Genomic DNA, 11,640 nt, shown 5'->3' on the forward strand with positions numbered 1-11,640 from the left:
CGGACTGGATTAGAATGACCGAGGGGCGCCGCAAGGAAAATGTAGGCGCTCGTCTACGAGTGAAGGAGTGGTGCTTTGAACAACAATATGTTTTCGAAGGCAGCGGTGTGGCTGGTGATCGCACTGGTGCTGTTTACGGTGTTCAAGCAGTTCGACAAGCCCCGCGTCCAGGAAGGCGTGTCCTATTCGCAGTTCATGGACGACGCCAAGACCGGCAAGGTCAAGAACGTCATCGTGCAGGGGCGCAACCTCACCGTCACTCCGGCTGATGGCCAGAAATACCAGATCGTGTCGCCCGGCGACATCTGGATGGTCGGCGATCTGATGAAGTACGGCGTGCAGGTCAGCGGCAAGGCCGACGACGAGCCGAACGCGCTGATGTCCGCGCTGTACTACCTCGGGCCGACGATCCTGATCATCGTGTTCTGGTTCTACATGATGAGGCAGATGCAGGGGGGCGGCAAAGGCGGCGCGTTCTCGTTCGGCAAATCGCGAGCGCGGCTGATCGACGAGAACAACAACGCGGTGAATTTCTCCGACGTCGCGGGCTGCGACGAAGCGAAGGAGGAAGTGTCCGAGCTCGTCGACTTCCTGCGCGATCCGCAGAAATTCCAGAAGCTGGGCGGCCGCATTCCGCGCGGCGTGCTGCTCGTCGGCCCCCCGGGTACCGGCAAGACGCTGCTGGCCCGCGCGATCGCGGGTGAAGCGAAGGTGCCGTTCTTCAGCATCTCGGGTTCGGACTTCGTCGAAATGTTCGTCGGCGTCGGTGCGGCCCGTGTGCGCGACATGTTCGAGCAGGCGAAGAAGCATGCACCGTGCATCGTGTTCATCGACGAAATCGACGCGGTCGGCCGTCATCGCGGCGCCGGCATGGGCGGCGGCAACGACGAGCGCGAACAGACGCTGAACCAGATGCTCGTCGAGATGGACGGCTTCGAGGCGAACTCGGGCGTGATCGTGATCGCCGCAACGAACCGTTCCGACGTGCTCGACAAGGCGCTGCTGCGTCCGGGCCGTTTCGACCGCCAGGTCTATGTCGGCCTGCCGGACATCCGCGGCCGCGAGCAGATCATGCGCGTGCACCTGCGCAAGGTACCGATCTCGAACGACGTCGATGCGGCAGTCATTGCGCGCGGCACGCCGGGCTTCTCGGGCGCCGATCTCGCGAACCTCGTGAACGAGGCCGCGCTGTTCGCCGCACGTCGTGGCAAGCGCATCGTCGAGATGCAGGATTTCGAGGACGCGAAGGACAAGATCTTCATGGGGCCGGAGCGCAAGTCGGCCGTGATCCGCGAGGAAGCGAAGCGTGCGACCGCGTATCACGAGTCGGGCCACGCTGTGGTCGCGAAGCTGCTGCCGAAGGCCGATCCCGTGCACAAGGTCACGATCATTCCGCGCGGCCGTGCGCTGGGTGTCACGTGGCAGTTGCCGGAGCATGACAACGAGACGTACTCGAAGGACTACCTGCTGGACCGCCTCGCGATCCTGTTCGGTGGCCGGGTGGCGGAAGAGCTGTTCATGAATCTCGTCAGCACCGGCGCATCGGACGACTTCAACAAGGCAACGCAGACGGCACGTGCGATGGTGGCCCGTTTCGGCATGACCGATGCGCTCGGGCCGATGGTCTACGTCGACGACGAGAACGAGGCGTCGCCGTTCGGCCGCGGCTTCACGCGCACGATTTCGGAAGCGACGCAGCAGAAGGTCGACTCGGAAATCCGCCGCGTGCTCGACGATCAGTACAACCTTGCGCGCCGCCTGCTCGACGAGAACCGCGACAAGGTCGAAGCGATGACGGCCGCGCTGATGGAGTGGGAGACGATCGACGCCGACCAGATCAACGACATCATGGAAGGCCGTCCGCCGCGCTCGCCGAAGAGTTCGCCGGCTGTCGGCGGCGATTCGTCGGGTGGCGGCAGCAGCGCCGAGGTCAAGCCCGGCAACGCGCCGGCGCCGGCTACGCCGGCGGCGTAACCTCCGCTTTAGCACCGTTCACGGGCTGGTGTGGCTTCACACCGGCCCGTTTTGCATTCATTCAAGCCAGTCGCTCGTGTCCGATTTCGCTGTTTCGCCGTTCATTCCCGCGCCACTCCGGTGCGGCCGCTTCGAGTTGACCTTCGAACGCCCGCTCGTGATGGGCATCCTCAATGCCACGCCTGATTCGTTCTCCGACGGCGGTCGCTTCCTCGCGCGCGACGATGCGCTGCGCCAGGCCGAGCGGATGATTGCCGACGGCGCCGATCTCCTCGATATCGGCGGCGAATCGACGCGCCCCGGCGCGCCGCCCGTGCCGCTCGACGAGGAACTCGCACGCGTGATTCCGCTTGTCGAAGCGTTGCGGCCGTTGAACGTGCCGCTATCGGTCGATACCTACAAGCCGGCTGTGATGCGCGCGGCGCTGGCCGCCGGTGCGGACCTGATCAACGACATCTGGGGGTTTCGTCAGCCGGGCGCGATCGACGCGGTGCGCGAGGGCAACAGCGGGCTGTGCGTGATGCACATGCTCGGCGAGCCGCAGACGATGCAGGTCGGCGAACCCGATTACGGCGACGTCGTGGCCGACGTGCGCGATTTTCTCGCCGCGCGCGCGCAGGCGCTGCGCGACGCGGGCATTGCGCCGGAGCGGATCTGCGTCGATCCCGGGTTCGGGTTCGGCAAGGCGGTCGTCGACGACAACTATGCGCTGCTGGCCGCGTTGCCGGACACGGCGCCCGCGCGGCCCGACGGGCGCGCTTATCCGATACTCGCGGGCATGTCGCGCAAGTCGATGCTCGGCGCGGTGATCGGCGGCAAGCCGCCGATGGAGCGCGTCGCGGCGAGCGTGGCGGCCGCATTGTGCGCGGTCGAGCGCGGCGCCGCGATCGTGCGCGTGCACGACGTCGCGCCGACGGTCGATGCGCTGAAAATCTGGAATGCCGTGCGCGACGCCGCGCGGCAACGATAATCTGGAGTGCCGTGCGTGACACCGCGCGGCAACGATAAGTCAGAAGACGAAGGAGGAAGATTCGCTATGGGACGTCGATATTTCGGCACGGACGGCATTCGCGGCACGGTTGGCGAAGCGCCCATCACGCCGGACTTCGTGTTGCGCCTCGGCTATGCGGCCGGCAAGGTACTGGCCGGCTCGGCCGACGTCACGGCAGGGTCGCGTCCGACCGTGCTGATCGGCAAGGACACGCGCGTGTCGGGCTACATGCTCGAAGCCGCGCTCGAGGCCGGGTTCTCGGCGGCCGGCGTCGACGTGATGCTGGCCGGCCCGATGCCGACGCCGGGCGTCGCGTATCTGACGCGCGCACTGCGCCTGTCGGCCGGCGTCGTGATCAGCGCATCGCACAACCCGTATCACGACAACGGGATCAAGTTCTTCTCCGCCGACGGCAACAAGCTGCCCGACGACACCGAAGCCGCGATCGAAGCGTGGCTCGACAAGCCGCTCGAATGCGCGTCGTCCGACGGCCTCGGCAAGGCGCGCCGACTCGAAGACGCGGCCGGCCGCTACATCGAGTTCTGCAAGAGCACGTTCCCGGCCGCGTTCGACCTGCGCGGGATCAAGCTCGTGATCGATTGCGCGCACGGCGCCGCGTACCAGATCGCGCCGCACGTATTCCACGAGCTCGGCGCGGACGTGATCCCGATCGGCGTCGCGCCGAACGGCTTCAACATCAACGACGGCGTCGGCGCGACCGCGCCGGACGCGCTGGTGCGCGCGGTGCGCGCGAACCACGCCGATCTCGGCATCGCGCTCGACGGCGATGCGGACCGTCTGCAGGTCGTCGACTCGACCGGTCGCCTGTACAACGGCGACGAACTCCTCTACGTGCTCGTGAAGGACCGGATCGCGACCGACGGCAAGGTCGAAGGCGCGGTCGGCACGCTGATGACGAACCTCGCCGTCGAAGTCGCGCTGCAGCGCGAGGGCGTGAAGTTCGTCCGTGCGGCGGTCGGCGACCGCTACGTGCTCGAACAGTTGCGCGAGCACGGCTGGCAACTCGGCGCGGAAGGCTCGGGGCACATCCTGTCGCTCGACCGGCATTCGACCGGCGACGGCATCGTGTCGGCGCTGCTCGTGCTGGCCGCGCTGAAGCGTAGCGGCCGTTCGCTCGCGCAGATGCTCGATGGCGTCACGCTGTTCCCGCAGAAGCTGATCAATGTGCGGATGAAGCCGGGCGCCGACTGGAAGGGCAGCGCGTCGATTCGCGCCGCGATCGACGCAGCCGAAGCGGCGCTTGCCGGCAGCGGCCGCGTGCTGATCCGCGCATCGGGCACGGAGCCCGTGCTGCGCGTGATGGTCGAGGCGCAGCAGGCGGCCGATGCGGTCCGCCATGCGGAGACGATCGCCGACGCGGTGCGCGCAGCGACGACCTGACGCGCGGGTTCGGCGCGGGGCGGTCCGGCCGCCCGCGCGCCGGCTCTCCGGTTCTCCGGCATGCGGCGCCTTCAGTGCGCCGCAATTTCGTCAGACGCAAAGGTTTGCGATACCTAATAGAGAACCGTCTCGACCAACGCGTCCGTCCGATCGAATAAATCCTCCGACCCCTGTTATCGCGCCCGCCGCAGGCGGGCTTCCCGTGCCGCCGACGCTGCGCTACGATCGTCCCGCGCACCTGCGAAACGGGTGTCCACCCGTCCTTCCCGGGCAGGCAATTCTTGCCGACATCGCCGTCCCGACACTGCCCGCGCGGCGCCCGCTACTCCCTTTCAATCAGTCATGTTACTGTCACGCCAGTTTCATTGATTGTCACATTACCGTCATGAGGAGCCCCTAATCTTCGCGGTGCCGTAGTCATCCGCTCACACACTGGAGGTCTCATGAAATTGATGCAAACCGCGATTGCCGGCCTGGCTGGCGCGCTTTTCGCCGTTGCTGCGCAAGCTGCCGACATCACGGGCGCAGGCAGCACGTTCGCGATGCCGATCTATACGAAATGGGCTGCCGACTATCAGCAGTCCGGCGGCGCGAAGGTGAACTACCAAGGTATCGGTTCGTCGGGCGGCCTGAAGCAGATCAACGCGAAGACGGTCGATTTTGCCGGTTCGGATGCTCCGCTGAAGGATGAAGATCTCGCGAAGGACGGCCTGTTCCAGTTCCCGACGGTGGTCGGCGGCGTGGTGCCGGTCATCAACGTGCCGGGCGTGAAGCCGGGCGAGCTGACGCTGTCGGGCCCGGTGCTCGGCGACATCTACCTCGGCAAGATCAAGAAGTGGAACGATCCGGAGATCGCCGCGCTGAACCCGAAGGTCAAGCTGCCGGACACGGACATCGCCGTCGTTCGCCGCGCTGACGGCTCGGGCACGAGCTTCATCTGGACGAACTACCTGTCGAAGGTCAACGACGAGTGGAAGTCGAAGATCGGCGAAGGCACGACGGTCAACTGGCCGACGGGCACGGGCGGCAAGGGCAACGACGGCGTCGCGGCCTTCGTGCAGCGTCTGCCGGGCGCAGTCGGCTACGTCGAGTGGGCGTACGCGAAGAAGAACAACATGGTCTACACGGCCCTGAAGAACTCGACGGGCACGGTGGTCGAGCCGAAGACGGAAACGTTCAAGGCCGCTGCTGCCGGCGCGAACTGGTCGAAGTCGTTCTACCAGATCCTGACGAACCAGCCGGGCAAGGAAGCATGGCCGGTCGTCGGCGCGACGTTCGTGCTGCTGCACACGAAGCAGGACAAGCCGGAACAGGGTGCGGAAACGCTGAAGTTCTTCAGCTGGGCGTTCAAGAACGGCGAGAAGGCGGCTGACAGCCTCGACTACATCTCGCTGCCGCCGGCGGTCGAGACGGAAATCCGCAAGCAGTGGAAGGTGAAGGTGACGGACGCATCGGGCAAGCCGGTCGCAGCCGAGTAAGCTTTGCAGCGGTTCGCTGTCCGGCCGTGCCGGTCGGGCAGCGTGTGCGGTAGAGCCGGGCGTTACGGCGCCCGGCAATCAAAAGCAGGCACCCATGTCTGATATTTCCTACTCGTCCTCACGGTCCGCCGACGTTGCATCGCAACGCGCGCCGAGCCGTCTCGGGGACGTTGTGTTCGGCGGCCTTGCACGGCTTGCCGCGATCGTGACTCTGCTGCTGCTCGGCGGGATCATCGTTTCCCTGATCATCGCGTCGATGCCGACCATCCAGAAGTTCGGCCTCGGCTTCCTGTGGCAATCCGAGTGGGATCCCAACTCGGACATCTACGGCGCGCTCGTGCCGATCTACGGCACGCTGGTGACGTCGATCATCGCGCTCATCATCGCCGTGCCGGTCAGCTTCGGCATCGCACTGTTCCTCACCGAGCTGTCGCCCGTGTGGCTGCGCCGCCCGCTCGGCATCGCGATCGAACTGCTCGCCGCGATTCCGTCGATCGTGTACGGCATGTGGGGCCTGCTCGTGTTCGCGCCGATCTTCGCCGAATACTTCCAGAAGCCGCTCGGCCATATCTTCAAGGACGTGTGGGTGCTCGGCCCGTTGACGGCCGGCCCGCCGATCGGTATCGGCATCCTCGCGGCCGGCGTGATCCTCGCGATCATGATCATCCCGTACATCGCATCGGTGATGCGCGACGTGTTCGAAGTCACGCCCGTGCTGCTGAAGGAATCGGCATACGGGATCGGCTGCACGACCTGGGAAGTGATGTGGAAGGTCGTGCTGCCCTATACGAAGACCGGCGTGATCGGCGGCGTGATGCTCGGTCTCGGCCGCGCGCTCGGCGAAACGATGGCCGTGACCTTCGTGATCGGCAACACGAACCTGCTCGACAGCGTGTCGCTGTTCGCACCGGGCAACAGCATCACGTCGGCGCTCGCGAACGAATTCGCCGAAGCGCAGCCGGGCCTGCATACGTCCGCGCTGATGGAGCTGGGCCTGATCCTGTTCGTGATCACGTTCATCGTGCTGTCCATCTCCAAACTGCTGCTGCTTCGTCTCGAGAAGGGAGAGGGCAAGAAATGAGCGAGCCCATCATGAATTTCCCGGGGCCGGACGGCGCCGTGCTCGACGCGATGCGCAACCGCCTGCAGCGCAAGCGCAAGGCCATCAACGCGATCGCGCTCGCCGCGTCGCTCGGCGCGATGGCCTTCGGCCTGCTGTGGCTCGTGTGGATTCTGTACACGACGGTGCATCTCGGCATCAGCGGCCTGTCGCTGCAGCTGTTCACCGAATCGACGCCGGCGCCAAACACGGAAGGCGGCGGTCTCGCGAACGCGATCGTCGGCAGCCTGCTGCTGTGCGGCTTCGGCACGCTGATCGGCACGCCGATCGGCATCCTCGCGGGCGTCTATCTCGCCGAATACGGTCAGAAGAACCTGCTGGCGAGCACGATCCGCTTCATCAACGACATCCTGCTGTCCGCGCCGTCGATCGTCGTCGGCCTGTTCGTGTACGCGATCGTCGTCGCGAAGTCGGGGCGCTTCTCGGGCTGGGCCGGCGTCATCGCGCTCGCGCTGCTGCAGATCCCGATCGTGATCCGCACGACCGAGAACATGCTGAAGCTCGTGCCGAACGCGCTGCGCGAAGCGGCCGTCGCGCTCGGCACGCCGAAGTGGCGGATGGTGATGAAGATCACGCTGCGCGCATCGGTCGGCGGGATCACGACCGGCGTGCTGCTCGCGGTCGCGCGGATTGCCGGCGAAACGGCACCGTTGCTGTTCACCGCGCTGTCGAACCAGTTCTTCTCGTGGGACATGGGCCAGCCGATGGCGAACCTGCCTGTCACGATCTACAAGTTCGCGATGAGCCCGTTCGCGGAATGGCAGGCGCTCGCATGGGCGGGTGTGTTCCTGATTACGCTCGGGGTGCTCGGACTCAACATCCTGGCGCGCTCGATCTTCTCGAAAAAGTAACGGCGGAGCAATCCGATGAATATGGCAGAAAGCCACCTGAATCCGGTCGAGCGCACCGCTGCGCCCGCCGGCACGCACGATGCGGCGAACGGTCGCCCGCTCGAGCCGCTGAACGCGAAGATCGAGGTCAACAACCTCAACTTCTTCTATAACAAGTTCCATGCGCTGAAGAACATCAACATGCGCATTCCGGAAGGGAAGGTGACCGCGTTCATCGGCCCGTCGGGCTGCGGCAAGTCGACGCTGCTGCGCACGTTCAACAAGATGTTCGCGCTCTATCCGGAGCAGCGCGCCGAAGGCGAAATCCTGATGGACGGCGAGAACCTGCTGACGACGAAGCGCGACATCTCGCTGCTGCGCGCGCGGATCGGCATGGTGTTCCAGAAGCCGACCCCGTTCCCGATGTCGATCTACGACAACATCGCGTTCGGCGTGAAGATGTTCGAAAAGCTCACGCGCTCGGAAATGGACGACCGCGTCGAGTGGGCGCTCACGAAGGCCGCGCTGTGGAACGAAGTGAAGGACAAGCTGGGCCAGAGCGGCTACGGCCTGTCGGGCGGCCAGCAGCAGCGTCTGTGCATCGCGCGCGGCATCGCGATCCGTCCGGAAGTGCTGCTGCTCGACGAGCCGTGCTCGGCGCTCGACCCGATCTCGACGGGCCGCATCGAAGAGCTGATCGCGGAGCTGAAGAGCGACTACACGGTCGTGATCGTCACGCACAACATGCAGCAGGCTGCGCGCTGCTCGGACCACACGGCCTACATGTACCTGGGCGAACTGATCGAGTTCGGCGAAACCGAAAAGATCTTCATCAAGCCGGTGCGCAAGGAAACGGAAGACTACATCACCGGCCGCTTCGGCTGATGACGGAGAACAACAGCCATGTCGGATAAACATTTGTCGAGCCAGTTCGACGCCGATCTCAACGCGGTGTCGTCGAAGGTGCTGGAAATGGGCGGGCTCGTCGAGTCGCAGATCATCGGCGCGATGCACGCGCTCAACGAATTCGACCGCGATGCGGCCGAGAAGGTGATCGCGAACGAAGAGATCCTGAACGCGATGGAAGTCGACATCGACCAGGAGTGCGGCAACATTATCGCGCGGAGGCAGCCTGCCGCGCGCGACCTGCGTCTTTTGATGTCGATTTCGAAAACGATTACGAACCTCGAGCGAGCCGGCGACGAGGCCGAGAAGATCGCGAAGCGCGTGCGCCGCCTGATCGACGAGCCGGCCGCGCGCGCGGTCAACATCGCCGAGATCAAGGTGTCGGGCGAGATGGCCGTGACGATCCTGCGCCGCGCGCTCGACGCGTTTGCGCGCCTCGATACGGTGGCTGCCGCGCAGATCGTCAAGGACGACAAGGAAATCGACCTGGAATTCCGCGCGTTCGTGCGCAAGCTCGTGTCGTACATGCAGGAAGATCCGCGCACGATCTCGGTCGGCCTCGAATATCTGTTCATCGCGAAGGCGATCGAGCGGATCGGCGACCACGCGAAGAACCTCGCCGAATTCATCATCTACATCGTGAAGGGCACGGACGTACGGCACCAGCCGCGCGACACGCTCGACCGTGAAGCCAACAGTTAACGCGAACCGGAACAGGAAGAACAGAGGTGCCGATGCCCAGCAACATTCTCGTCGTTGAAGATGAGCCCGCGATTTCCGAACTGATCTCGGTGAATCTCCAGCACGCCGGTCACTGCCCGATCCGTGCGTACAACGCCGAACAGGCGCAGAACCTGATCAGCGATGTGCTGCCCGATCTCGTGCTGCTCGACTGGATGCTGCCGGGCAAGTCCGGCATCGCGTTCGCGCGCGACCTGCGCAACAACGAACGGACCAAGCACATCCCGATCATCATGCTGACCGCGCGCGGCGACGAGCAGGACAAGGTGCTCGGCCTCGAAATCGGTGCGGACGACTATGTGACGAAGCCGTTCTCGCCGAAGGAACTGATGGCGCGGATCAAGGCCGTGCTGCGCCGTCGCGCGCCGCAGCTGACCGAGGACGTCGTGTCGATCAACGGGCTGCGCCTCGACCCGGCCACGCATCGCGTCGCCGCGCATGCGGAAGGCAGCGAGATCAAGCTCGATCTCGGCCCGACCGAGTTCCGCCTGCTGCATTTCTTCATGACGCATCCGGAGCGCGTGCACAGCCGCACGCAACTGCTCGACCAGGTGTGGGGCGACCACGTGTTCGTCGAGGAGCGCACCGTCGACGTGCACATCAAACGATTGCGCGCGGCCTTGAAACCGGCCGGCTGCGATGCGATGATCGAGACCGTGCGCGGCAGCGGCTACCGGCTCGCCAAGCACGCGTAACGTATCCGGACATGCCGTGTGCCACGGCGTGCCGCTCATTCTTTCGGGCGCTGAATCATGAACATCATCTGGGCGCGCTTTCTGGTGTCGCTCGTGCTGCTCGTGCTGATCGGCGTATTGGTCGGCGTCTTCGCCGGCCCGACCGCGGGCCTCGTGTTCGTGGTCGTGATGCTGGTCGCGCAGGGCTTTTTCAGCACCTTCCATACGCAGCGCCTGTGGCGGCTGCTCGATGCGCCGGTCTACGGCGAGGTGCCGAGCGCGCCGGGCATCTGGGGCGAAATCTACTATCGCCTGCACAAGCTCGCGAAGCAGTGGCATGCGCAGGTGCGGCAGGTCGAACAGCAGCATTCGCGCTTCATCCAGGCGATCCAGGCATCGCCGAACGGCGTCGCGATGCTCGACGACCACGACCAGATCGAATGGTGCAACGAGATCGCCGAGGTCCATTTCGGCCTCGATGCGAAGCGCGACCTGCGCCAGCACATCACGAACCTGGTGCGCCATCCCGATTTCGTCCGCTACCTGAATGCGCAGCATTACGAAGAGACGCTCGTGATGCGCGGCATGGGCGACTCGCGGCAGAACGTGCTGGAAGTGCAGGTGTTTCCGTATGGCGAGAACCGCAAGCTGCTGCTCACGCAGGACATCACCGAGCTCGAGCGCACCGACGCGATGCGACGCGACTTCGTCGCGAACGTGTCGCACGAATTGAAGACGCCGCTCACCGTGCTGTCGGGCTTCCTCGAGACGATGCGCGAATTGCCGCTGAACGAGGAAGACCGCGCACGCTATCTCGAAATGATGGAGCAACAGGCTTCGCGGATGCGGCACATCGTGACCGACCTGCTGGTGCTCGCGAAGCTGGAGGGCGAGAGCAAGCCGCCGGCCGACCACGCGATCGACATGCGGGCTGTGTTCGACCATCTGAAGGAGGATGCGCAGACGCTGTCGAACGGGCATCACGACATCTCGTTCTCGATCGACGAGACGCTCGGCGTCACGGGCGCTCAGACGGAGTTGTTCAGCGCATTCGGGAATCTCGTCACGAACGCGATCCGCTATACGCCGGACGGCGGCAAGATCGCCGTGTCGTGGCGGCGCGAGGGCGCGCACGGCGTATTTTCCGTCACGGACAGCGGCTTCGGCATTCCGGCCGCCGACCTGCCGCGGCTCACCGAGCGCTTCTACCGCGTCGACCGCAGCCGCTCGCGCGACACGGGTGGCACGGGGCTCGGGCTCGCGATCGTCAAGCACGTGCTGCAGCGGCACGACGCGCACCTGTACGTGCAGAGCGAGGAAGGGCGCGGCAGCACGTTCACCGCGCGGTTTCCGGGCTCGCGCATCATCGCGATCCGGCCGGCCGCGTACGAGGCATGATCGCGTAGCGGCATCCATCGCTCGGTCGGCGAGCGGCCCATGTCAGGTCCGCCATAAAAAATGCAGCCCACGGGCTGCATTTTTTTATCGGATGTGCGGCGGCGCGCGATCGGCGCCATGCCGCACG

10 protein-coding genes are annotated in these 11,640 nt (G+C 65.1%); all 10 read left to right on the plus strand.

The features are described from left to right. Window positions 1-75 precede the first annotated feature (75 nt). The 10 genes from ftsH to phoR all read left to right on the plus strand — a co-directional run bounded on the left by ftsH (window position 76) and on the right by phoR (window position 11,513). Window positions 76-1,974 (plus strand): ATP-dependent zinc metalloprotease FtsH, encoded by a 1,899-nt coding sequence (gene ftsH / locus BFF94_RS20525; protein ID WP_128842914.1) that lies wholly within the window; start codon window positions 76-78, stop codon window positions 1,972-1,974. 76 nt (window positions 1,975-2,050) lie between these two features. Then, window positions 2,051-2,944: a dihydropteroate synthase gene (gene folP, locus BFF94_RS20530; RefSeq protein WP_443627109.1), complete on the plus strand. Its 894-nt coding sequence runs from the start codon at window positions 2,051-2,053 to the stop codon at window positions 2,942-2,944. Window positions 2,945-3,010: 66 nt separating this feature from the next. After that, a complete protein-coding gene (gene glmM, locus BFF94_RS20535; RefSeq protein WP_219139753.1) occupies window positions 3,011-4,366 on the plus strand; it encodes a phosphoglucosamine mutase in 1,356 nt (451 codons plus the stop codon). A 443-nt stretch (window positions 4,367-4,809) separates the two neighbouring features. Next, entirely contained in the window at window positions 4,810-5,844 is a 1,035-nt protein-coding gene (gene pstS / locus BFF94_RS20540; RefSeq protein ID WP_219139754.1) for a phosphate ABC transporter substrate-binding protein PstS, read from the plus strand. Window positions 5,845-5,938: 94 nt separating this feature from the next. Beyond that, window positions 5,939-6,925, plus strand: coding sequence for a phosphate ABC transporter permease PstC (gene pstC / locus BFF94_RS20545; RefSeq protein ID WP_128843390.1), 987 nt, complete (start codon window positions 5,939-5,941; stop codon window positions 6,923-6,925). Then, window positions 6,922-7,815 (plus strand): phosphate ABC transporter permease PstA, encoded by an 894-nt coding sequence (gene pstA / locus BFF94_RS20550; protein WP_128843389.1) that lies wholly within the window; start codon window positions 6,922-6,924, stop codon window positions 7,813-7,815. Before pstC ends, pstA begins: the two co-directional genes overlap by 4 nt. Window positions 7,816-7,830: 15 nt before the next feature. Then, window positions 7,831-8,679, plus strand: coding sequence for a phosphate ABC transporter ATP-binding protein PstB (gene pstB, locus BFF94_RS20555; protein ID WP_128843388.1), 849 nt, complete (start codon window positions 7,831-7,833; stop codon window positions 8,677-8,679). 18 nt (window positions 8,680-8,697) lie between these two features. Then, window positions 8,698-9,402 (plus strand): phosphate signaling complex protein PhoU, encoded by a 705-nt coding sequence (phoU, locus tag BFF94_RS20560; protein ID WP_128843387.1) that lies wholly within the window; start codon window positions 8,698-8,700, stop codon window positions 9,400-9,402. Between the two features lie 32 nt (window positions 9,403-9,434). After that, complete coding sequence (phoB, locus tag BFF94_RS20565; protein ID WP_027787869.1) at window positions 9,435-10,136, plus strand: phosphate regulon transcriptional regulator PhoB; 702 nt, start codon at window positions 9,435-9,437, stop codon at window positions 10,134-10,136. Between the two features lie 57 nt (window positions 10,137-10,193). After that, window positions 10,194-11,513 carry a phosphate regulon sensor histidine kinase PhoR gene (gene phoR, locus BFF94_RS20570; protein ID WP_128843386.1) on the plus strand — a complete coding sequence of 440 codons (1,320 nt, stop codon included), beginning with the start codon at window positions 10,194-10,196 and terminating at the stop codon, window positions 11,511-11,513. The last annotated feature ends 127 nt before the right edge of the window (window positions 11,514-11,640 follow it).

The sequence above is a fragment of the Burkholderia catarinensis genome (assembly GCF_001883705.2).
Taxonomy (GTDB): domain Bacteria; phylum Pseudomonadota; class Gammaproteobacteria; order Burkholderiales; family Burkholderiaceae; genus Burkholderia; species Burkholderia catarinensis.

Bases quoted from the DNA above. Each gene is read 5' to 3' on its own strand.
- glmM (WP_219139753.1), top strand. From the start codon at position 3,011: ATGGGACGTCGATATTTCGGCACGGACGGCATTCGCGGCACGGTTGGC.
- pstS (WP_219139754.1), top strand. From the start codon at position 4,810: ATGAAATTGATGCAAACCGCGATTGCCGGCCTGGCTGGCGCGCTTTTC.
- pstC (WP_128843390.1), top strand. From the start codon at position 5,939: ATGTCTGATATTTCCTACTCGTCCTCACGGTCCGCCGACGTTGCATCG.
- pstA (WP_128843389.1), top strand. From the start codon at position 6,922: ATGAGCGAGCCCATCATGAATTTCCCGGGGCCGGACGGCGCCGTGCTC.
- pstB (WP_128843388.1), top strand. From the start codon at position 7,831: ATGAATATGGCAGAAAGCCACCTGAATCCGGTCGAGCGCACCGCTGCG.
- phoU (WP_128843387.1), top strand. From the start codon at position 8,698: ATGTCGGATAAACATTTGTCGAGCCAGTTCGACGCCGATCTCAACGCG.
- phoB (WP_027787869.1), top strand. From the start codon at position 9,435: ATGCCCAGCAACATTCTCGTCGTTGAAGATGAGCCCGCGATTTCCGAA.
- phoR (WP_128843386.1), top strand. From the start codon at position 10,194: ATGAACATCATCTGGGCGCGCTTTCTGGTGTCGCTCGTGCTGCTCGTG.